Here is a 22,275-nt window from a genome sequence, read left to right as displayed (position 1 = left end):
GCCGTCAGGGAAGAAAACTCCGTGCTCGGGTACCTCTTCAATTGAAAAAAACCTGCCCTATATGAGCCAAGTAATCTATAGGGCGGTTTTTATTATAGTTTATTAAAAGAAAGTTACACATAATGACAAGCGACTTGATGGCCTGCCCCCACATCTCTAAGCGCTGGAACTTCTTGAGCGCATCTTTCTGTAGCAAAAGGGCATCGTGTTCTGAATTTGCATCCACTTGGGGGATGTACAGAACTAGGAATTTCACCCTTTAATATAATTCTTTCTTTTTTGATAGTAGGATCAGGGATCGGCACTGCTGACAATAATGCTTTTGTATAAGGGTGTAGCGGATTCGTAAATAATTCTGTGCGGTCAGCTACTTCTACAAGGTTGCCCAAATACATAATGCCAACCTTCGTGCATAGATGCTCAACGATACTTAAATCATGTGAAATGAATAAGTATGATAGCCCGTTTTGTTCCTGCAAATCTTTAAACAGGTTGATGATTTGTGCTTGAATCGATACATCTAATGCTGCTACCGGTTCATCCGCCACAATAAAGGTTGGATTTAAGGCCATTGCTCTAGCAATGACAATTCGTTGCCGCTGCCCGCCAGAAAATTCATGTGGATAGCGATCGATATAATGGTGAGAAAGACCACATTTTTCTAGCGTTTCGGAAACGATGTCACGAATATCACCTTTATCAGCTAGTCCGTGATCCATCAACGCCTCGCCGATGGCATCACCAATGCGCATTCTAGGGTTCAGTGAACTATATGGATCTTGGAATACCAATTGCATTTTCGGACGTATCTGCCGAAGCTTTTGTTTATCTACTCCAAAGATATCTTCACCCATAAATTTGACCGTACCCTCTGTTTTTTCATGCAGCCTTAGTATTGTATGGCCGACTGTCGACTTTCCGCTTCCGGATTCTCCGACAAGGCCAAATACTTCTCCTGGCTTTATGATAAAATCAACGCCATCTACTGCTTTTACATATTGCTTCTTTTGTCCAAATACACCGGACTTAATCGGAAAATATTTTTTTAAGCCATTTACTTCTATGATTGATTCGGTCATATCTTTAATCCTTCCTTACGGGGTGCTTCCTTGTATAACCAGCAAGCAACACAATGAGTTGTCGACTCGGATGTTAAAGCAGGCATCGATTGGCCACAAATATCCATTCGGTACTCGCAGCGATCTTGAAAGAAGCAATGGTCGCCTAATGTAGAAAGGTCAGGCACCTGGCCAGGAATGGTATAGAGGCGTTCTTGAAATTTATTAATGACTGGCTTTGCGTGAAGCAGACCTTTTGTGTATGGATGTTTTGGCTCTTTAAATATTTCCAGGACTGTCCCTTCCTCAACGACCTTCCCGGCATACATAACCACAACACGGTCAGCCATTTCAGCTACTACGCCAAGGTCATGCGTAATAAAAAGAATAGAAGTTTGCAATTCTTTATTAATTTCTTTTAAAATCTCTAAGATTTGCGCTTGTATCGTTACGTCTAAAGCAGTTGTCGGCTCATCGGCAATAATCAACTTAGGATCACATGAAAGGGCAATCGCAATCATAATTCGTTGCAGCATCCCGCCGCTCAATTCATGAGGATATGACTTCATGAGTTGTTTGGTTCTCGACAAACCTACTTTTTCCATCAATTCAATACATTTATCGTAGGCTTCATTTTTACTTAGTTTTGTATGTTGAAGAAGGGGTTCCATCATTTGATCTCCGATTGTATACACAGGGTTCAATGCGCTCATCGGTTCTTGGAAAATCATTGCAATATCATTGCCACGTAGATTGCGTAATGCTTTATTGCCAAGTGTCAAAATGTCTTGGTCTTGAAAAAGAATTTGCCCGCCTTCAATGACACCAGGTGCTTCAATCAGCTTCATGATGGACATAGCGGTGACACTTTTTCCGCAGCCTGATTCGCCCACTAAGCAAACAATTTCTCCTTTGTTGACAGTGACATTGACGTGGTTGCTTGCTTTAACGGAGCCGTGTTCCGTATAAAAGGTAGTCTGTAAATCTTTAATTTCTAGTAACGGAGTTGCCAAAATCAACCCTCCTTATTGCTTCATTTTTGGATCCAATACATCGCGAAGACCATCGCCTAGCAGGTTGATGGAGATAACAGTCAAGAATATCGCAAAACCAGGCGGGACCCATAGCCATGGTCGCTGTTGGAAGTCTATTAATGAGTTAGCAGAATCAATCATATTTCCCCAAGAAGCGGCAGGTGGAACAACACCTAAGCCTAGGAAACTTAATGCCGACTCACTTAGAATCGCTCCGGCCACATTCAAAGTGGCCACTACGATAAGTAAGGGAACAGTGTTTGGAAGCAAGTGAGAGAAAATTTTTCGTCGATCCTTTAATCCCAATACTTCTGTCGCTTTCATAAAGGCTTGCTCTCGAAATGTTAAAATCTCTCCTCGTACAAGCCTTGCTAAACCAGGCCAGCCAACAAAGCTAAGCATCAGCATAACAAGGTAAATACGATATTCTGGTTCTACTTTCAGTTCTGATAGTAAAGCACCCATTAGTAGCAGCAATGGCAAACCGGGAATGGACATCAATACATCCGCTAGCCGCATAATAATCGTGTCAGGCCATCCGCGATAATAACCGGATATGGCGCCTAAAGCTGATCCTAAAATAATGGATATGACCATAGAGGCTAAACCTACTGTTAAAGATATGCGTCCAGCAAGCATGAGCCGAGTCAATACGTCACGTCCGAACTTATCTGTCCCCATCCAATGAAGAGAAGAGGGTGGTTGGTTTATGATGGCACTATTTACGGATTGGCCTGCATACGGAGAAAGGAAAGGTCCGATAAAACAAAATAAAAAAATGAAAACCAAGAAATAGAGACTCCCCATGGCCAGCTTTTTTTTGCGGATTTTTTTCCAAGTATCCTTCCAAAGAGAAGGCCGTTTTGTTGATTGTCCATGGTTTGCATGTTTGACTGTCGCTGAATTCATTTTTTCACCTCCATTATTTCAAACGAATTCTAGGGTCGACCGCAGCATATGCAACATCTGCGAATAGATTTCCCAGTATCGTTAAGAAACTTAAAAACATTGTGAATGTCATTAGAACCGGATAGTCGCGATTATTTAATGACTCTAGCTGTACTTGGCCAATGCCAGGCCAGTTAAATACCTGTTCAATGATGATTGCCCCTGAGAATAGTGCAGGCAACTCAAATGCCAATAAAGTGATACATGGCAGTAGGGCATTTTTTAATGCATGTTTAAAAATAATTTTGCTTTCTTTTAGCCCTTTAGCGCGTGCTGTACGAATATAATCCTGACGTACAACCTCCAGCATGCTAGTTCGTACATATCGAGTCAGACTTCCTGTACCAAGTAATACCAATATAAATACGGGAAGAATCATATGCCGTCCTATTTCCACATAATGGGCTAATCCAGTAGTATTGCTCCCGACGTCAATCATCCCGCCTACAGGCAATAGATTCATATCAATCGCAAAGATCTTAATCAGCAATAAACCAATAAAGAAGGAGGGGATAGACATAGCGGCAAAAACAAAGAATGTAACGAAGCTATCAAATATAGAATATTGTTTCATCGCAGAATACACGCCAGTTATTAATGCAATAATCCATGTGATGACCAAAGAGATGATAGAAACGATAAATGAATTCCAGATGAATTGATTGATTACCTTTGTCACCGGTTGTTGGTATTGGAATGAAAATCCTAGGTCGCCGTGGAATATCCCAGCAATCCAATTAAAATATCGTTTGATGACAGGCTCATTAAAACCATAAAATTCCCTTAGTTCGGCAGCGCGTTGAGGAGTAAGAGAAGGATTTGAGTCCACATAATCTCCTGGAAGCAATGCGAATAAATAAAAGATTAGAAACGATGTTCCAATCAATATGGGAATCGAAATAAGTACCCGTCGGATAATATATTCTTTCAACGTAAAACCCCCATCAGAAAAGAGGAGGAGCATACACTCCATCCGCTTTTAAATGAATTTCACTGTGATCGCGGTTAGCTAAATGACCAACGTCTGTCACAGGCTAATAATTTTCTTTGCACAATGCGACATACCGATTGAGGATCGCACTTACTTTGTAATGTCAACCTCAGTTAAACTTGAAAGGATACCATTGTAAGGATCTTGTTTGACTCCGTCGATTCGGGAGCTAACACCATTTAAAATCTTGCGATAGTTTAATAGAATGATTGGTGGGTTATCAGCAAATTCTTTATATAATTCGTGATAAATTTCTTTTCTCTTTTCTTGGTCTAGTGTATTTTGACCTTCTTCAATCAGCTTATCGAGAGCCGGATTTTTGTACCCGTTATTCTTATCTGCATTTTTAGAATGGTAATCTGCTACCACGTCATTTGGATCCATAATCATTGGAGTAGAGAAGGAAGCCAAGTCATAGTTTCCTTTGTCTACTTTTGAAACTAATGCATTAAAGTCGGAGAACTCTGGTTTAAGATTGATGCCAATTTCCTTATAATTCTCTTTGGCAATCGGGATTAAGCCATCATCAGATTTAGCGCTTAGATAAACAAGTTCTAGCTTTTTGCCATCTTTTTCACGAATGCCGTTTTTGCCAACTTTCCATCCTGCTTCATCCAATAATTCTTTTGCTTTTTTAGGGTCATAGTTAAACTTTCTGACACCTTCATCGTTGTATGCCCATGACACGGGCGCGATTGGAATATTCGCTACTTCGCCATATCCTTGGTAAACAGTATCAATGATTTGTTGGCGATTCAGCCCATAGTTTAGTGCTTGGCGTACTTTGGCATCCTTCATATACTCTTTTTTATTGTTAATAGAGATAAAGCTAATTGGTGTGCCAGTATAGATATCGATGTTTGCAAATCCAACTGATTTCAATTGTTCTAGGTTATCCGCATTTGCTGTGAAACCAGCAAAGTCTACATCCCCAGCTTGGAAATACTGTAGGCCATTTTCATTGGCGATTTTATAGATGAAATGCTTAATCTTCGGTGCGCCATTCCAATAATTTTCATTTGCTACATAGCGTACTTCTTGATTTGGAATATACTTGTCGAATTTGTATGGACCAGCTCCCATTGGCTTTTGATAAAGATCTTTTAAATAATCGAGGTTGCCAAAGTGATAACCTTTACCATAATAAGCTTTTGAAAGGACAGGACCTCCCAAGATACTTAGTGCTTGCACATCAACAGAGTCTGTTTTAATAGTAATTGTTTGGTCATCAACGATTTCGATACCTTTGATTGTTTTTGCTTTGCCTTTTTTATAGTCTTCGCCGCCTATGATATGGGCACGGCTAATATCTGTGTCACCTGCGTATGATGGGTCATGTAGTATGGACAATGTAAATGCGACATCCTCGGAGGTTACAGGCTTACCATCACTAAATTTCGCATTTTTTCGAATATGGAAAGTATACGTTTTTCCATCCTTCGAGATTTCCCATTTTTCAGCAAGCTTTGGTGTGTATTCGCCTTTCTCATTGATATCAACTAAGCCGTCAAAAATAGGTGAAGATACATTGCCGTCATATCCGGTTTTATAGAAGTTCGGTAAAAAAGCACCGCCTGGATTAGTCGAGAGAGTAGCAATAAACGTATCCTTGCGATTTAACGCTTTTGCCGGAACGCTATCTGGGCTTGCTGCTTTCAGCGATTCATCCTTGATAGAGGCAACCTTCGAAGATTGACCTGAACTTGTATTGTTTGAATTATTTGTCGCCTGTTCACCGCATGCTGCTAATAACAAAGAAGCAGCAGCAAAAGGAATAATTAATTTTGTAAATTTTTTTCTCAATTTGAATCCTCCTTGGAATGTTTTCTAAAAACTAAATAACGTTTGAAAATCGTTCTTACATGGATATGATAAAGAATTGTTTCAGATTCCCTTTACTTACATATTTTTTATCTTATAATACCGATAAATATAGTAGGGTTTTAAACTAAAAAAATAAGCTTATTACAATTAGCCTCCTTCTAGATATGTATAAACGGCAATATAAGGATTCTACCAGTATGAAAATCCAAAAATATAATGTAGCAGCATTAGCTCATACCCTAGAGCAAAAAGCTTTTTTACTGCTTAATAGAATGTATTATTTCTAAATTATGATAGTAGTATTTCCAAATTTACGTTTCATTAGGTAAGATTTATACCGTTTTCAGAAATAATATATATCTATTCGATTTTAATGTCAATAACCTTTCTAAATTAACTGATAGCTTGAAACAGTGGTTTGCTTGTTAAAATTCCCTCATCATTTATGTTAAAAATATGAATCTAACTCCCCATCTTGTTGACTTCATTCAGTGTATGTATAGTTTCTTTCATATGCTCCAATTATTGATCTCAAAACAGAAGAAATAAAAAATAAAGTGGAATGGGCTCCTCTTTTTGGTAAGTAAAAAGGATGGCAACTATTCCACTTTAATATCAAAAATTTATTAAAAAATATTTTTAAAAGGGGCTGGTTATGTTTTATTGAACGCGTAAGATTGGTTTAATCGCCTCACCCTTTTTGGAGGCTTCAAATGCTTCATTGATTTGGTCAAAGTCATAGAATTTCACTAATTTATCAAAAGGAAATAGGCCGGCTTTGTAATACTCCACTAATTGTGGGATAAAGACATTCGGCACGGCATCCCCTTCAATGACTCCTACTATTGTTTTTCCTTCTGCCATTAGATCATTATGGACATCAATCGTCATTTCAGGTGTTACACCAACAATTGCAGCCACACCAAGTGGACGTAATGCCTGCAAACATTGACGGACTACTGGCGGAACCCCAGTTGTATCAATTGCATATTTATTGCCGCCTTTTGTTAATTTTTTGATCTCTTCTACCACATTAGTCTTTAATCCATTAAAGGCATGCGTTGCACCTAGCTCTTTTGCTAGCTCTAAGCGAGAGTCATTAACATCGACCACAATAATCATCTTACATCCAACTATCTTGGCCGCCATCACAGCACTCAATCCAACAGCGCCAGCGCCATAAATTGCAATCGTAGAGCCGAATTCTGGTTTAAGTTTATTTAAAACCGTGCCAGCTCCTGTTTGAATTCCACACCCTAATGGACCTAATAAGGCTAAATCTACATCTGGATCTACTTTCACTACATTGCGCTCATGTACAACGGCAAAAGTGCCAAAGGAAGATTGGCCGAAGAATGTTGATAATTGCTCGCCGTCTTGGGATAAACGATGCGTATAATCGTCATTGACACCACCAAAATTCAAATCATTAAACGTTTCACAAACAGCAGGGTGTCCAGTTAAGCAATTGTCGCAATGGCCACAATGAGCGAAGGATAATACTACATGATCACCCTTGGCAAAACGGGTAACGCCTTCACCTACATCTTCTATGATGCCGGCGCCTTCATGACCGAGCACCGCGGGAAGGGGAGCGATAGCTGCATCACGCGCAACCGCATCAGTATGACATACACCTGTAGCGACAATTTTGACTAATACTTCATTTGCTTTGGGAGCTGCTAAGTCTACCTCTTCGAGAGTAAATTCTTGGCCTTGCCCATGTGTAACTGCTGCTTTAATTTTCATATTAAATATGCTCCTAAAGTAGTTTTTTAATTTAATCTAATTTAATTTGCTGTACTATTTGCTGATACAGTAGCCCGTGGCCGTGTAGATCTATACCATTGCAAACAAAGCATAAAAATAATGGCACAATCAATGACGTCTCCACCATAATACATAATTATACTGCCCAGCTCTGCCTGGTACTGCGGTACTCCAACGGGCGGATGAGCGTAAATGTATTTAGATAAAATACCGTGGCCCGCTAAGGCAATGGTTAATACAATGGCGCGGTATAGAAAGGGCGTACGATGGGAAACAGGGTCAATATAAATCATTGATACAGTAAACAAATAACCAGCCACAAAGATGTGGAGGTGAATTAGAACATAGATCCACATGCTTTCATGCATAAGTGAATATAAGGGAGTGGTGTATAAAAGCCAAAGTCCACCTATATTTAAAAGGGACGCAATGACTGGGTTTGTATACATTCTGCTTGGCCAGCTTTTCAGCAGCCGAGTTAGGTTTCGTGCTTTGGCGACAGGTAATGTACGTAACAAAAGGGCCATAGGTGAAGCAAGCGCCATTAGCAGTGGGGCAAGCATTCCTAAAAGCAGGTGACCAACCATATGTGCGGTGAAATTTGTGTGAGCACGCCCTGCTATTGGTCCTAATAATGAGGCTGCTGCAAACAAAACACCAAAAAGCCACAGTATAGTGCGCTTTACCGGCCATGGTTGATATCGCTTATTCGAAAGAACGACCGCAAGGATATAGAAGACCAAAGCCAATATAAAGAAAAGCCCCAAAAAGAATTGAGGCATTCCTCCAGATAAAGAGTGGACTGTAGAATGCATATTGCTATGGCTGTTCATCAGTCACACTCCCAACAGGCTGAAGTCTGCTACGCGTCTTAAACACAAGGAACAGCCCTATAAGTAACATAATGATAGCTAAAATATTCCATACTAAATCATAGATGATGAGGTTATCGACATATCGAATTTGGTGAAGCTGCATGACTTTGTGATGGACGGTGCCGTCATAAAGCTGAAATCCTCCTAGACCAATCAGCACGCCTCCCCACCACCTTACTGGAGCAAAGGCATGGCGGCGATTGACATCGGCTAAAAGGAACGAACCGCCAATGGTCGCAAACCAGCCGAATGCATGGAAAATACCATCAGATAACAACCCGATATGAAGTGTTGATTTGTCATAAAAATGGTGCCACTGAAGTATTAAATGGAAAACAACTTCATCTATAAATGCGGCAATACCTACTCCAAAAAGAAAACCAGACCATACGTTTCGTTTCGAGTAATGAGATTGATTTGTCTGTTGTTTATTATTCATAACGGCCATATTCTTCTCCTTCAAAACGTTTTCATACAGTAGTTTTTCCTTCATCTGCCACCTTTTAAACAATTATTTGTAAGGAAACAAAAACCCCAAACAGCAGCGCTATTCGGGGTTTTGATGTTATTGTAAGTTCTTGTTTTGGACTAACTTAACAACACAGCTAGCTAGTGCTTCTTTTTCGTTTTCATTTGCAACGCCCCACATATCGGAAAGCACGCGTTGTTGTTCATTCTTCGGGTCAACATTGTTTGCGAGATAATCACCGATTTGCATCGCTGCTTGTTTAATCGCATTGTTTGGCATACCTGATTGTTCTGCTTGGTTGACATGTTGTCCTAAGAATGATGTCCATTGTTGCCAGTTTTCTAATAGAGCCATTTGAATTCCCTCCTTTTGATAGGTTCAGTATGTGTAGAATTCATTTGGCTATGTATAGTGTTGTAATTTTTTTTGTAAAAAAGAAGACACTCCTCTAAGAGAAGTGCTTTCGTCTTTTTATTGTACTATATGGTCGCCACCCAATGATCGAAGCATTTTATTAATTTTCTCTTCACCAGCAATTACCCAACGGCTTTTGTCCACAATTTTACCGTCTTTGTCAATTGGTTCTTGGAATTGACTTAGGCCAGTTGTAGCGGTCACCAGCGAATGTTCATCATAATCTAGACCTAAGTTGACCACATGCTTGATGACAAAAGGTTTGCCAAACTGAATATAGGTAGCGTGATGGTCCAAATCTCCGTCCAGTGTCCAAAAAGGCATACGGAGATAAATGGTCTCACCGCCATCACGGTGGAGGATAGAATCGAATTTTCCTTCATGATATTCAAAGTTTGAGCAAAAACTACAGCCATGAGACTCAAATACATCGCGAATGACACCAAAATACGATTTTTTACCTTCAATCTGTGAATCAAATTGGATCATACTGTTCACCTCATTAGAATTTATCTGACATAACAGGTTATTGGCATTCATCATCTAAAGACTGGACAATTACCTGTAAAAGCCCGATGATACACTCCCACTTAAATGGAAAACCATCGAGTGAGTGTCACTTTACTTCATATTGTTAACCAAAATGCTTCCAATCATTCTTTTGGATATGTAAATATTTTGGAGGTTATATATGATGTATTTTATATATATGTTAGAATAGTAAGAAAAAAGGGGTGTTCATATGCGCGGCGCAATCCAAAATAAACGTGTGGAGATTTCACAAGAGGATGCAAAGCATTTTTTGAAGATGGCAAAAGTAGCACATGTGGCAACAGTAGATAGTGATGGATTTCCTTATGTTATCCCGCTTGTGTATCTTTATGAGAATGAAAAAGTATATCTACATATCGGCAATATAAGAGAAAGCCACTTTTGGGAAAACATCAAAGAAAATCCGAAAGTATGTATTGAGGTAAGCCAAATGGGTGATTTGCATCCTGGGAAAAAATATGCTTGCCAATCTGCACTCGTTTATACAAGCGTTGTCGTTTTCGGCACCATCAGACGAATTGAAGATGAAAAAGAGAAGGAACTATTTTTTGATCGATTGCTTGAAAAATACGGTGATCCTTCATGGACGTTTGAAAGAAAAGGCTATCCCATCCTACCCAAGATTGAATTATTTGAAGTAGACATTGACCGATTAACAGGAAAGCTAAATGAAGGGCTAATTCATTAAATTGGAACAGCTGCATAGCCTGCAGCTGTTTTTTTATATGGGCAAGATTCTTTTCTAGACATATTTGCGCTTTCTCAGGACAGACTAATGTGTACGTTTAAAATATTGTTAATTTGGGAATATAAATTAGAACATCTAAGGAGTGATATCACTTGTTGCATGATTATTATGCAGATTTACATATTCATATTGGACGTACCTGGAAGGGGCGACCAGTAAAGATTACAGGAAGCAAAACGCTGACTTTGGAAAATATATTAAAAACAGCAACCATGAAAAAAGGATTGGACATCGTTGGAATAATTGATTGCCATTCGCCCGAAGTATTGGAAGAAATGGCTGCATTAGTAGAGGCAAATCAATTGATAGCATTAGAGGGTGGCGGGCTTCGCTTTGAAAGCACTACATTAATCCCAGGTGTTGAGATAGAGGTCAATGATGCAAATTGTAAGGGACCGCTACATGTCTTAGCTTACTTCCGATCCATGGAAACGATTCGTACCTTTTCAAATTGGATGAGCAACCATATCACGAATATTAATTTGAGCACCCAAAGAATAGCCTGTGACGCATTGACTTTACAGCATAAAGTACATGAGCTTGGAGGTTTATTTATACCTGCACATGTTTTTACACCTTTTAAGAGCGCTTACGGAAAGGGTGTTGAAAAAAGCCTTGCGGAAGTATTTGATATGGACCAAATCGATGGTATTGAACTTGGACTGAGCTCAGATACAGACATGGTCAAAGGTATTCAAGAGTTAGAGAAATACACATACGTTACAAATTCTGACGCACATTCATTAGGTAAAATGGCCAGAGAATATCAAAAAATCCGATTAGAAGAGCCCACTTTTGATGAGCTGAAAAAAGCATTAAAAGAGGAGGATGGACGAGCTATTGTGGAAAACTATGGGCTGAATCCACTTTTAGGGAAATATCACGAAACCGCCTGTGCAGACTGTGGGTTTAGAACAACAGAGATTCCATGCCCAAATTGTGGCGGAAAACATCTGACGAAAGGTGTTTCTGTGCGCATTAAAGAACTATCCACACAGGACGAATCAAGTAGAGAACGCCCTCCATATATCCATCAAATTCCATTAGATTTTATTCCGGGAGTAGGCAAAAAAACAATGGAAAAGCTTCTAGCAACATTTGGGACAGAAATGAATATTCTTCACGTCATTTCAAGAGAAGAGTTAGAAACGGTAGTGCCCGAAAAGATTGCAGACTTAATCGATAAAGGAAGGAAGGGAGAGCTTTCATTGGTAATGGGCGGTGGCGGTGCCTATGGTAAAGTGAAAACCACATAAGTAGAGGGAAGCAGCAAGCTAAGACTAAGTATCTCTGCTATTTATAACAGGCTAGTTTACGCTGCCTCTTGAAAAGCATCACCAAGCTAAAAACAGTAAATGTAGGAAAAGTGATAAATATAATGGTGTGTTTCAAAAATTTATACTATTTTCCATAAGAATATGGTACCTTAATTTATAAAGAAATTACCTTTCTTTATAAATTTTTAGAGGTGGGCATATTGAAAAAAGTATCAGTAGCTTTAATTGTTTGGATGGTCGTAGCTTTTATCATAATGGGGCTTACTATCCCTGCTGATGTAAATGCTAAGGCATCAGCGAAATTTACAGATTCTCTGACGAAATGTGTAGATGGCGATACAGCACACTTTAAGAAAGCAGGCTATTCACGATTCCTTTATGTGGATACCCCAGAATCAACGAAAAAAATTGAGCCTTATGGAAAAACAGCATCACAATACACATGTACGAAACTTAAAAAAGCTAAAAAAATTCAATTGCAATATGATGGGGCAAGAAAAGATAAATACGGACGCACACTTGTATGGGTATGGGTGGACGGCCAGCTATTGCAAGAGTTATTGGTGAAAAAAGGCTATGTAAAGAAATTCTATGATTATGGCACTTATTCATACGAATCAAAACTTGTGCATCTTCAAGCGATTGTAAAGAAAAAGAAAAAGGGTCTATGGAGTGGTAAGAAGGAACCGTCTGTAGCCAAGACTTCATCAGCTAAAAAGAAAAAGCCTGCTACTACCAAAAAAACAAATTTTAAAAATTGCACCGAATTACGCAAGTACTATCCCCATGGTGTTTCTAAATCTCATCCTGCGTACTAGTCAAAGATGGACCGAGACCATGATGGATGGGCATGTGAAAGATAAAAAAATTTAGAGCCGACATGTACCTAGATGTCGGCTTTTCTGCTAATTTAAGAGGAACTTATTTACCGATTTATGTAATTTTTTGTTATAAGACGAACTTTGCGATAGGATATAATAGGATGAAATAAAATTTTTTGTCGCTTTTTAGCAAAATTTAAAAACAAACTGTCGTTTGAATCGTCATATATAAGATGGGAAGATAAGTGGAAAGTGGTGAAATATATGCCAAAGCCGATTCAAAAAAATCATAGATACATAGGCGGATTAGATGGTCTAAGGGCAATCGCTGTTCTTTCGGTGATTCTTTATCATCTTCATGTTGGAGGAATTGCCGGCGGCTATCTGGGAGTAACGATATTCTTTGTGCTGTCAGGCTATTTAATCACAGATTTGCTGATCAATGAGTGGAATACGACGGGGAGAATTGACTTCAAGAAATTCTTTATCAGGCGTTTTAGAAGGCTAATTCCCGCTTTATTTGCCATGCTGCTATTGGTTGGTTTTTGGATTACGTTATTTCAACGATCATTTTTAATAGGATTGCGTGAAGAAATATTATCTGCTGTCTTTTATGTCAGCAATTGGTTTTACGTTGCACAACATCATTCGTACTTCACAAAGTTTGCTCCACCATCTCCATTGCAGCATATGTGGTCACTCGCTGTTGAAGAGCAATTCTATATTATTTGGCCGTTGGTGATGTTAGTAGTTCTCCGATTTGTAAAGATGAGCGGGAAGGTAGCGATTGGTATCTGCTCCCTCGCATTCATCTCTGCTATAGCTATGTTTTGGATGTACACGCCGGGCGAGGACCCGAGCCGTGTTTATTATGGCACAGATACAAGAGCCTTCTCGCTTCTCATTGGTGCGGCGCTGGCATTCGTATGGCCAAGTCGTAAATTAAAAGCCAATATTACAGATGAAGCCAAAAAATTATTAAATGGAGCAGGGATCATCAGTGCGTTAGTACTGTTACTCATGATTATTTTTATGCATGAAGAAGGTCCGTTTCTTTACGAAGGCGGGATGTTGTTAGCATCTCTTGCGACAGCAGTGCTGATTGCTGTCATCGTCCATCCGGCGAGTTGGATGGGTGAAATCTTAAGCTTTCGCCCGTTATTATGGGTTGGTGTTCGCTCTTACGGGATATATATTTGGCATTTTCCGTTTATTGTCTTGATGGGAGCAGGTCTTGAAGGTGTGCCTATACCATTCTGGAAGACGCTAATCATTATTTTAATGACAGTTTTATTTGCAGAGCTTTCATGGCGTTTTGTGGAGGATCCCATTCGAAAGGGCGAATGGAAGGTTTGGGTATCCAAATTTAAAACACATGAATGGTCATGGAAGTGGAAAGATTGGACATTACCTTACCGCATTGGATCAGCGATGCTTGGATGTATAGTCATCATTTTTATGATGGGCATGATTTCTACGCCGACTGATACTCAAGCAAGCAGCAGGGCGCTAGAGCAGCATCTGCTGAATGAAGAGAAAAAATTAGAGAACTCTTCCGATACAACAGAGCCGAAGAAAGAGAAGCAAGATGCTGCTAAAAAGGAAGTTACTTCACAAAAAGAGAATTCCAAAGATAACAGTACAAGAGAAGAAGCGAAGTTGGCACAAAAAGAAAAAGAAGCACAACTAGCGAAAAAGAAAGAACAGGCTGAAAAAAAAGCAAATGAAAAAAAGAAAAAGAAAAAGATTGTTCCAGGCACTGTTCCCTCTTCACTTAGCGTCACAGCTATTGGAGATTCAGTTATGCTAAGTGCTGCCTCTGCATTAAAGGCACAAATTCCGCAAATTGTCGTCGATGCAAAAGTAGGGCGACAAATGTATGATACGTACGATGTCGTCACATCATTGAAAAGCCAAGGAAAGCTTGGCAAAGTAGTTGTTGTCGGACTTGGTTCTAATGGCGACTTTAGCGGACCACAGCTAGAAGAATTACTAAACACCATTGGAAAGACTAGGCATATTTATCTTATCAACACGCGCGTTACGCGAAATTGGCAGGATAATGTGAATCGCAAATTGAATGAGGCTATTAAAAAAAGAGACAATGTCCGGCTGATTAATTGGTATGAAGCGACAGAAGATGAAGAACAGCTATTTTATAATGACCATATCCATCCAAATGCTGAGGGTGCGAAATATTATACAGCGCTCATTAGCAGTGAAATTGCGAAACATGAATAAACGATATGCAAAAAAGACACGCAAGAGTATTTACTCTCGCGTGTCTTTTTATAATCACTTATTCTACCTGTTCATACAGATTAACACTTTCGATGTAATTGATAAATCTGCGTAATTCTCGTTCTTGTTCCCGATTGATTTCGCCCATTTCATACATATGATGAACCTCGGCTCTTTCTGTTTCAGTAATTACAGATCGGAGTTCATCTTTGATTTCCTCTTGTTTATTCGTATCCATTGTAACTGGCTTTTTCAGCTGGTTAAGGGCTCTTTCGTATTCAAATGAAACGATATAGTAGAGGTCTGGTTCATTTGAAATTGCTGCTTGTTCTTTCAGATAGATTAGCGCTTGTTGGTACGTGTTTCTTCGCACATCTTGTCTCATCTTGATATAAGAAATGAACTGCTCTTTGTCTAACCGATACTTTTTACGAGTAATACGCCATTCGTGAACAACGCGATAAAGAATATATAAGACGCCTTTCCGCATGTTTTGATGGATGGCTCTTTTTCGCTCTATAAAAGCAGTTTGGAATCCGATATACATATCCTCATCCAGGTGGTTGCCTTTATGCAGCTCCTGAATGTATTGCTCTTCGATAGATAAAGCTTTTAAGCGGATTTTCATAATTTCGCTCTGATATCCAGGATTTCCAGTTTTAGCAGCATTGCCGTCCAGCTGAGCCTGGCGGAAGAGTTGCTGATATTCGCCAATTAATTGATAAGCTGCTGTCCGATTTTTATCGTTTATCTCACGATGGATCTGTTTAATAGATGCCATCAAGATTTTCTGCTTGGCTTCATTGAAGCTTAATGAGTCAGCTTTTTCTTCCTTTGTTTCCTCGGTATCAATGAGGAGTGGAAGGAAAACGGTAGCCACAAGCAGTGTAAACAAAATGACGGCGGAAGCTAGAAATAAAAGGAGCGAACGTTCAGGGAAGAGCTCCCCATTTTTTGTAAAGAACGGCAGTGATAAGATACCGGCCATTGTGACAGCACCACGCACGCCTGTCAGGCTGCTTAGTAAGCTTGTTTTTAAGGTTGGTTTTTCTTCATCTCTACCTTTTTTGTATTCATAGATAGCACCTATGTGTGACCAAATGAAACGGATCACTAATATAGCGGTACCTATTGCCACGGCATACCCTATTAGCTTCCAGTTATTAATGCTCTCATTTTCAATGGAGGCTTCAACTGTGGAGGGAATGTTTAATCCTAACAGTAAAAAGACAATTCCATTTAAAATAAATAGCACGATTGACCACGTATTTTCAGTAAGCAATTGCTCCTCTGCTAGTACTGTTTCTGTTTTATCTTTAACGAGGGCTTGCGTAATACCTGCTACAACTACGGCAATAACACCGGAAGCATGGAACAAATCTTCTGCCGCCAGGTAAACAAGGAATGGTGTTAACAGCTGGAGCAACGTATGGAACACAACGTCTCGAATCCCTGCACGTCTTAATGAAAAGCGGATTTGGGTTAGAATGATGCCAACAACCAAACCGATTAATGCGCCCACTAAAAAAGTGTATGAGAAGTCAATTAGCGCTTCTTTAATGGAGAAGTAGCCAGTAACAACAGCTGCTACTGCATAGTTGAAGGCAACAAGGCCAGAAGCATCATTAATCAATGATTCGCCTCGTACTACATTTAAAATTTTCTCTGGAATTTGTATTCTTTTAGCAATCCCATTGACAGCAACAGGATCTGTAGGCGAAAGAATAGCAGCAAGCGCAAAAGCGGCTGCAAGCGGTATAGATGGTATTAACCAATGGATAAAGTAACCGCCGGCTATTGTGGTGATTAGTACAAGGACGATGGCATTGCCCAAGATAGGCATTCGCATATTCCAAAGCTGGTCCCTTGGAAAATTACGGCCATCATTGTAAAGTAGGGGAGCTACGAATAACAATAAAAACCATTCTGTCTTCAATTCTAAGGTTACATTGCTAAATAGAAGGGCTACAATGACACCTAAAGCGACTTGTATGAGCGCTGTAGGAATTGAGGGTATGTAGTGGCTAATAATGTTAGAGATAAGTAAGCAGCCCATTAAGACGAAAATAATCATCAGTAAATCCAAAAATATCATCCTCTCAGTTGGAAGAAAACTGTATTAATTTTGCAAAAATTATATGAAAGCCCCTAAGTACTGTTACTGATTTAAAGTGGAAAAGCGGGGGTGTATATTAAAAGAATAAAATGTATAAAAGAGTTCTACAACTAATAACCCTTCGAATTGACTATTTTTTTTTTTGACACATTCACTAATAACTCCATCATTTAAAATTAAACTGTGACCAAAATCATGGCAGCAAGTTTTACGAAAGATTATACTAAAGCATGGATAAAGGTGATAACACCTAGCAGGAAACAAGCAAACTAAAAGGAGATGGACAGCTTGCAGACAGTTGTTGTAATCGGTGGAGGCATCACGGGTCTTTGTACCATGCATGAACTCCAAAAACAGAAAGTAGAAAAAAATTTGCCTCTCCGCCTCATTCTCGTAGAAAAGAATAACCATCTCGGCGGAAAAATGCATTCTGTACGCGAGCAAGGATTCATTATGGAGACAGGAGCTGACTCAATCGTTGCTCGCCATAAGAGTGTGTTGCCACTTGTACAAGATATAGGCTTAGAGAGTGAACTTGTCTATAACAGCACAGGTATTTCTTATATTTATAGCCATAACAAGCTGCATGCCATACCAGCAGATAGTGTATTTGGCATTCCGACAAGTATAGATTCACTTAATAGTAGTACCCTCATTTCTGAAAAGGGTAAACAAGATGCATTAAATGATTTTGATTTAGCGGAAAACCCATTTACAAAGGATAGCTCGATCGGCGAGTTCCTTGAATATTATTTAGGGAAAGAGCTTGTAGAAAAGCAGATTGCACCTGTACTGTCAGGGGTTTATTCAGGTGATTTATATAAATTGACCATGGCTTCAACACTTCCTTATTTGCTGGATTACAAAAATCAGTACGGCAGCATTATCAAAGGTTTTGGAGAGAACCGAGAGCAGTTCCAAAAAAGCGCCGAGAAAAAATTTATCTCCTTTAAACGAGGGCTATCACAGCTTATTGAAAAGCTAGAAGAAACCCTAACAGATGTTGAAATCGTCAAGGGATTAGAGACAAAGGCAATTTTGAAGAGTGGAGACCGCTATTTATGTGAATTCGATAATGGCGATAGCATAGAAGCAGATACGATAGTGTTATCTACACCGCATCAGTCTGCGAGCACATTACTGCGCGACGAAAAGATTCAAACAGAACTGAATTCAATCCGCAATGCCTCCATTATTGCTGTATATGTAGGCTTTGACATTCCAGACGATCAATTGCCTGCAGACGGCACAGGCTATATTGTGTCTGAAAACACCGATGTATTATGTAATGCTTGCACATGGACTAGTCGAAAATGGAAACATACCTCAGAGTCAGGGAATCTGTTAATTCGTATGTTTTATAAAAGCTCAAACCCCGCATTTGAACAATTAAAGGGATTGAATGATGCCCAATTGGTTGACGTTGCACTTAAAGACATAAGAAAATCACTTAAAATTGAAGGAAAACCGGTCGTATCAAATGTAACTAAATGGACAGATTTAATGCCTGTCTATGGTATGGACCATGCGAAAATCGTTCAATCTCTAACAGAGCAAATGGAAATGGAGTATCCGAATGTATATTTGGCTGGCTGTTCATATTATGGTGTAGGAATAGGGAATTGTATTCAAAATGGCCAAGATACCGCGCGGAAAATTTTGGACTTTAACAAGTAAGTAAAATTCTAAAAAGAGAGGTTTTCTATGACTAGAAAAATATTATTGGTTGCAGGAACCTTATTGCTTCTTGTTGGAATGACGTTAAGCTTTCAAAAACCGATCATGACCTTTTTAGTTGGCCAGATGTCAAAAGAGACGATACAAAAAGCCAGTAAGCCAACTGAAAAAGAAGATAGGCATTCTTCGTTTGATTTTGCCCAAGTGAAGAATGTAACACTTCGGGATGTTTTAGATGCACGGACGAAGAAAAAAAATATTCATGCGATCGGCGCCATCCACATTCCTAAAGTAAAGCTTCAGCTACCTATTGTTTATGGCATCTCGAATGCCAATTTGACAGTCGGAGCAGGTACGATGAAAAAAGAGCAAGAAATGGGAGAGGGGAATTATGCCCTCGCTGCCCACAATATGAATGATGGAAAGACACTATTTAGCCCGTTGACTAAAGCTAAGAAGGGCATGAAGGTGTATCTAACGGATTTTCAAGAGATATATGAATATCGAATAGAAGATATGTCTTATGTACAGCCCACTCAGGTTGATGTGATTCAAGATATCGGTCAAAAACGACTTATCACACTTGTCACATGCAACGCAGATGGTACCCAAAGGCTTATTGTCAGAGGTGAGTATGTAAGGCAATTCCCTTATAAAGCAAATAACAGTTACTTTTTGAACACGTAGAATTTCATGATTGCTCTAAACCCAAGGCGGGGCAGTTGGCTAATGCTGACTGCCCTTTTTTTATTATATATTTTTAAAATATTACAAAATTTAGAAAACGAGTATATAATAAGATACAAAGGGGAGGGGTATTAAATGGACTGTTTTGGATGTAAATTAGCAAATAAAGAAGAAGCTGTTCACATAGTATTCGAAGATGATTATGTTAGTTGTATTTTAGACCACAAACCTTATAATGAGGGACATGTTCTGATATTGCCGAAAAGACATATACAATACTTTGATGAATTTGACGAACATTCGGCAAAATCGTTAATGAAGGCATCAGGAATGATGTCCAAAGCTATAAATAAGTTGTTTAATCCAGAGGGAATTACGGTATGCCAAAATGGTGGGGCTTTTGATGAACTCACACATTTTCATATGCACATGGTTCCGCTATATAAAGGACAAAACTTTGCGGAATTTTTTACTGAATATGGCGATACTGACATTGAAGCAGAAAATAAATTAGCCGAGACAAAAAGAAAACTCATAGACACAATAAAGGGATTGGATTAAAATCCAATCCCTTTTTATTTGTGAACGGAACAGGGCCAAATTCATATATTTTGAGAAGAAAAAAATTCGTCATCCAAGATAGAGTACATTTTGATATCACGCTGAATTCCCTTGGTATACATGGATTTTCGCATAACTCCTTCAAAGGACATACCGATTTTCTCCATCACGCGTGCGGAACCAATATTTTCTGCCATGCATCTTGCTTGAATGCGGACTAAATCCATGTGAGTAAAGCCGTATTTTATCACTTCGTATGCAGCTTCTGTTACAATGCCCATTCCCCAATAATCCTGAGACAGGCAATATCCAATCTCAGCAACATGATAATTTGGCTGCCACATTACGAAATCAATAGTGCCGATTAGCCTTCCATTTTCTTTATACTCGATGCCCCATGGCGCAATTTTTTTTACCCGATATTGGGCGAGCACAAATTCAATAAATCCACTCGTATCAGCTAGTGACTTATGTGTGTCCCATGTCACGTATTTTGAGACCTCTTCATTTGAAGTGTAGGCATATATATCTTCTTTATCTTCCAATTCGATTTTTCTAAGTAGGAGACGATCTGTTTCGAGCGTAGGTAAGTCACCGAATATTGTTTCCATCTGTATGGATCCACCTCTTATCTTAGTGTCTATCTAACTATTAAATCCACTGTTTACGCATGCTGGCCGATGGAATATTGAGCTCATCACGGTATTTGCTGATCGTTCTTCTGGCAATCTGGATTGCATACTCCGTGTTGAAATACTCAGCAATTTTTTGATCTGAGAAAGGCTTTTTCTTGTTTTCAGTTCCTATAAATTGTTTTAAAAGGGCTTTCACCTTTTCTTGTGAGAATTGATGCCCGTTAGCACTCTCTACCTTCGAGGAGAATAATGACTTTAATTCAAATAGGCCAGCTGGTGTTTGGATATACTTGTTGGATGTCGCACGGCTAACAGTTGATTCATGCATATCGATTTCCCTGGCTACTTCCTTTAATGTTAAAGGAAGTAGCTCTGATAAACCGTTCCTAATAAAGGCCGGCTGTTTTTCTAATAGGACATGCATAATCTTGATAATCGTTTGCCTGCGCTGTTCAATGCTGTTGACAAGCCATTGATAGTTTTTGTACTGCTCTTTTATATACTGTTTTTCTACGCCATTGCTGGTTGGGATATGTAAGTTTTGTTCATTCAATGTAACTGATGGCAAATAGCGATCATTCAAAAAGAATGCAAACCCGCCTCTTTCTTCAATCACAATAATATCTGGCTGTGCAAATTCGGTTCTATCTTGTTTTAATAAACATGGTTTAGGATTGAAAGATAAGATGCAGTTATTTATATAAGCGACTTCCTCTACGGAACAATTCAGCTTTTTGGCCATTTCTTTCCACTTTTTTTCTGCAATTAAGGGCAAGCATGTTTTGATTGCCTCTTTTAATAAATAGTGCTGAGGAAACCGTTCGTTGCACTGAAGGGTTAAGCATTCTTCAATTGTACGAGCGCCAACACCTGCTGGGCCAATTTGCTGTAAAAGGCAAATCCCATGGGAGAGATCTACATCTGTGTAGGGGCAGTTCTGTTCATCTATCTCTAGATAGCCGAAATCATTGAGGTTATGAATAATATATTTTAAAAGGTCTTTCGTTGTCTTTTCTTTATAAGTGACATTAACAATTTGTATTAATTGATCTCTTCCATTTTCCTCACGAGCCTTGATCATCTCCTGAGGCATGCCCGCAGGTTTTATCGCCCACTCAGAAGAAATCCTTTCAATTTGGGGAGAAGGGGGAGAATCATGCAATTCAATCAATGGGTTCTCTAGCTCTTGTTCCCGTATGAATTGTTCCAAATCTGTTGTTGAATATTGTAGCAGTTCAATCGATTGGCGGAGTTGAGACGTCATTAAAAGCTTTAGTTCTTGCTTTTGGTTTAGAAGTAATTCCATAAAAAAGCCCTCCCTATCAGATCTTTTCATAAAATCGTAATGAATTATGCTGCTTCATGTATAAAATATTATACTTTATGTATCCGGCAAATGAAATAGACAGTCAATAGTTTATTAGATGGTCAAACATGATAAGTGTCATATTATCCTTATGACATCTATGTCTATGGGGATGACTCTACCTCGCTTAAAATAGTATCAAGAGATTAAAAAGCTGGGGGTGGAGTTTTTGACAGATCGCGAAAAAACGAAACAATTAAGAAAAGCAGTA

Annotated in this window: 20 protein-coding genes and 1 pseudogene; 8 read left to right on the top strand and 13 right to left on the bottom strand. The window is 39.1% G+C overall.

Features of this window, described 5'->3' with window-relative positions; translation table 11 throughout:
- Nucleotides 1-113 precede the first annotated feature (113 nt).
- The 10 genes from M2M59_RS14065 to M2M59_RS14020 form a co-directional block, all read right to left on the bottom strand.
- Entirely contained in the window at nucleotides 114-1,079 is a 966-nt protein-coding gene (locus M2M59_RS14065) for an ABC transporter ATP-binding protein (RefSeq protein ID WP_249774912.1), read from the bottom strand.
- Nucleotides 1,076-2,071 carry an ABC transporter ATP-binding protein gene (locus tag M2M59_RS14060; RefSeq protein ID WP_147197883.1) on the bottom strand — a complete coding sequence of 332 codons (996 nt, stop codon included), beginning with the start codon at nucleotides 2,069-2,071 and terminating at the stop codon, nucleotides 1,076-1,078. Before M2M59_RS14060 ends, M2M59_RS14065 begins: the two co-directional genes overlap by 4 nt.
- 12 nt (nucleotides 2,072-2,083) lie before the next feature.
- Nucleotides 2,084-3,001 (bottom strand): oligopeptide ABC transporter permease, encoded by a 918-nt coding sequence (gene opp4C, locus M2M59_RS14055; protein ID WP_066790174.1) that lies wholly within the window; start codon nucleotides 2,999-3,001, stop codon nucleotides 2,084-2,086.
- A 13-nt stretch (nucleotides 3,002-3,014) separates the two neighbouring features.
- Nucleotides 3,015-3,971 carry an ABC transporter permease gene (locus M2M59_RS14050; RefSeq protein WP_066790172.1) on the bottom strand — a complete coding sequence of 319 codons (957 nt, stop codon included), beginning with the start codon at nucleotides 3,969-3,971 and terminating at the stop codon, nucleotides 3,015-3,017.
- Between the two features lie 150 nt (nucleotides 3,972-4,121).
- The gene (locus M2M59_RS14045) at nucleotides 4,122-5,834 is read right to left on the bottom strand and encodes an ABC transporter substrate-binding protein (RefSeq protein WP_150285579.1); all 1,713 of its coding nucleotides are present in this window, start codon (nucleotides 5,832-5,834) and stop codon (nucleotides 4,122-4,124) included.
- Between the two features lie 681 nt (nucleotides 5,835-6,515).
- On the bottom strand, nucleotides 6,516-7,604 hold the full coding sequence (locus M2M59_RS14040) for an NAD(P)-dependent alcohol dehydrogenase (protein WP_249774911.1): 1,089 nt from the start codon (nucleotides 7,602-7,604) through the stop codon (nucleotides 6,516-6,518).
- A 41-nt stretch (nucleotides 7,605-7,645) separates the two neighbouring features.
- Nucleotides 7,646-8,458: a cytochrome c oxidase assembly protein gene (locus tag M2M59_RS14035; protein ID WP_249774910.1), complete on the bottom strand. Its 813-nt coding sequence runs from the start codon at nucleotides 8,456-8,458 to the stop codon at nucleotides 7,646-7,648.
- Nucleotides 8,445-8,948, bottom strand: coding sequence for a DUF2243 domain-containing protein (locus M2M59_RS14030; RefSeq protein WP_249776028.1), 504 nt, complete (start codon nucleotides 8,946-8,948; stop codon nucleotides 8,445-8,447). Before M2M59_RS14030 ends, M2M59_RS14035 begins: the two co-directional genes overlap by 14 nt.
- A 117-nt stretch (nucleotides 8,949-9,065) precedes the next feature.
- On the bottom strand, nucleotides 9,066-9,323 hold the full coding sequence (locus M2M59_RS14025) for a DUF3243 domain-containing protein (RefSeq protein WP_066790161.1): 258 nt from the start codon (nucleotides 9,321-9,323) through the stop codon (nucleotides 9,066-9,068).
- A 117-nt stretch (nucleotides 9,324-9,440) separates the two neighbouring features.
- Complete coding sequence (locus M2M59_RS14020) at nucleotides 9,441-9,872, bottom strand: YugN family protein (protein WP_249774909.1); 432 nt, start codon at nucleotides 9,870-9,872, stop codon at nucleotides 9,441-9,443.
- A gap of 253 nt (nucleotides 9,873-10,125) precedes the next feature.
- Between M2M59_RS14020 and M2M59_RS14015 the strand changes: the two genes are divergently transcribed.
- The 5 genes and pseudogenes from M2M59_RS14015 (at nucleotide 10,126) to M2M59_RS14000 (ending at nucleotide 15,022) form a co-directional block, all read left to right on the top strand.
- Nucleotides 10,126-10,623 carry a pyridoxamine 5'-phosphate oxidase family protein gene (locus tag M2M59_RS14015; protein WP_147197895.1) on the top strand — a complete coding sequence of 166 codons (498 nt, stop codon included), beginning with the start codon at nucleotides 10,126-10,128 and terminating at the stop codon, nucleotides 10,621-10,623.
- A gap of 155 nt (nucleotides 10,624-10,778) precedes the next feature.
- Complete coding sequence (locus tag M2M59_RS14010; RefSeq protein WP_249776027.1) at nucleotides 10,779-11,939, top strand: endonuclease Q family protein; 1,161 nt, start codon at nucleotides 10,779-10,781, stop codon at nucleotides 11,937-11,939.
- 221 nt (nucleotides 11,940-12,160) lie between these two features.
- Nucleotides 12,161-12,778, top strand: a complete 618-nt coding sequence (locus M2M59_RS14005; RefSeq protein ID WP_249774908.1) for a thermonuclease family protein — start codon at nucleotides 12,161-12,163, stop codon at nucleotides 12,776-12,778.
- Nucleotides 12,779-12,823: pseudogene (locus M2M59_RS16545) on the top strand (excalibur calcium-binding domain-containing protein); the annotation flags it as partial. It abuts the gene before it with no gap.
- 222 nt (nucleotides 12,824-13,045) lie between these two features.
- Complete coding sequence (locus tag M2M59_RS14000) at nucleotides 13,046-15,022, top strand: acyltransferase family protein (protein ID WP_249774907.1); 1,977 nt, start codon at nucleotides 13,046-13,048, stop codon at nucleotides 15,020-15,022.
- A gap of 58 nt (nucleotides 15,023-15,080) precedes the next feature.
- On the opposite strand, the gene M2M59_RS13995 is transcribed toward M2M59_RS14000, so the two are convergent.
- Entirely contained in the window at nucleotides 15,081-17,117 is a 2,037-nt protein-coding gene (locus M2M59_RS13995) for a Na+/H+ antiporter (protein ID WP_371923790.1), read from the bottom strand.
- 309 nt (nucleotides 17,118-17,426) lie between these two features.
- On the opposite strand from M2M59_RS13995, the gene M2M59_RS13990 reads away from it, so the two are divergent.
- From M2M59_RS13990 to M2M59_RS13980, 3 genes are all read left to right on the top strand, one after another.
- Entirely contained in the window at nucleotides 17,427-18,815 is a 1,389-nt protein-coding gene (locus M2M59_RS13990; RefSeq protein ID WP_249774906.1) for a protoporphyrinogen oxidase, read from the top strand.
- 27 nt (nucleotides 18,816-18,842) lie between these two features.
- On the top strand, nucleotides 18,843-19,502 hold the full coding sequence (locus tag M2M59_RS13985) for a class A sortase (RefSeq protein WP_147197903.1): 660 nt from the start codon (nucleotides 18,843-18,845) through the stop codon (nucleotides 19,500-19,502).
- 135 nt (nucleotides 19,503-19,637) lie between these two features.
- Nucleotides 19,638-20,063: an HIT family protein gene (locus M2M59_RS13980; RefSeq protein ID WP_147197905.1), complete on the top strand. Its 426-nt coding sequence runs from the start codon at nucleotides 19,638-19,640 to the stop codon at nucleotides 20,061-20,063.
- Nucleotides 20,064-20,104: 41 nt separating this feature from the next.
- Here the strand turns inward: M2M59_RS13980 and M2M59_RS13975 are convergent, their stop codons facing one another.
- Both M2M59_RS13975 and rpoN read right to left on the bottom strand, forming a co-directional pair.
- Nucleotides 20,105-20,680, bottom strand: a complete 576-nt coding sequence (locus M2M59_RS13975; RefSeq protein WP_147197907.1) for a GNAT family N-acetyltransferase — start codon at nucleotides 20,678-20,680, stop codon at nucleotides 20,105-20,107.
- A gap of 34 nt (nucleotides 20,681-20,714) precedes the next feature.
- A complete protein-coding gene (gene rpoN / locus M2M59_RS13970; RefSeq protein WP_147197908.1) occupies nucleotides 20,715-22,004 on the bottom strand; it encodes an RNA polymerase factor sigma-54 in 1,290 nt (429 codons plus the stop codon).
- Nucleotides 22,005-22,275: the final 271 nt, after the last annotated feature.

It is taken from the genome of Rummeliibacillus sp. G93 (assembly GCF_023515935.1).
Classification (GTDB): domain Bacteria; phylum Bacillota; class Bacilli; order Bacillales_A; family Planococcaceae; genus Rummeliibacillus; species Rummeliibacillus stabekisii.
This window is presented reverse-complemented; position numbering and strand designations above follow the sequence as displayed.

Bases quoted from the DNA above. Each gene is read 5' to 3' on its own strand.
- M2M59_RS14025 (WP_066790161.1), bottom strand. From the start codon at position 9,323: ATGGCTCTATTAGAAAACTGGCAACAATGGACATCATTCTTAGGACAA.
- M2M59_RS14035 (WP_249774910.1), bottom strand. From the start codon at position 8,458: ATGAACAGCCATAGCAATATGCATTCTACAGTCCACTCTTTATCTGGA.
- M2M59_RS14000 (WP_249774907.1), top strand. From the start codon at position 13,046: ATGCCAAAGCCGATTCAAAAAAATCATAGATACATAGGCGGATTAGAT.
- M2M59_RS14040 (WP_249774911.1), bottom strand. From the start codon at position 7,604: ATGAAAATTAAAGCAGCAGTTACACATGGGCAAGGCCAAGAATTTACT.
- M2M59_RS14020 (WP_249774909.1), bottom strand. From the start codon at position 9,872: ATGATCCAATTTGATTCACAGATTGAAGGTAAAAAATCGTATTTTGGT.
- M2M59_RS14030 (WP_249776028.1), bottom strand. From the start codon at position 8,948: ATGGCCGTTATGAATAATAAACAACAGACAAATCAATCTCATTACTCG.
- M2M59_RS13980 (WP_147197905.1), top strand. From the start codon at position 19,638: ATGGACTGTTTTGGATGTAAATTAGCAAATAAAGAAGAAGCTGTTCAC.
- M2M59_RS13985 (WP_147197903.1), top strand. From the start codon at position 18,843: ATGACTAGAAAAATATTATTGGTTGCAGGAACCTTATTGCTTCTTGTT.
- rpoN (WP_147197908.1), bottom strand. From the start codon at position 22,004: ATGGAATTACTTCTAAACCAAAAGCAAGAACTAAAGCTTTTAATGACG.
- M2M59_RS13995 (WP_371923790.1), bottom strand. From the start codon at position 17,117: ATGATATTTTTGGATTTACTGATGATTATTTTCGTCTTAATGGGCTGC.
- M2M59_RS14065 (WP_249774912.1), bottom strand. From the start codon at position 1,079: ATGACCGAATCAATCATAGAAGTAAATGGCTTAAAAAAATATTTTCCG.
- M2M59_RS14015 (WP_147197895.1), top strand. From the start codon at position 10,126: ATGCGCGGCGCAATCCAAAATAAACGTGTGGAGATTTCACAAGAGGAT.
- opp4C (WP_066790174.1), bottom strand. From the start codon at position 3,001: ATGAATTCAGCGACAGTCAAACATGCAAACCATGGACAATCAACAAAA.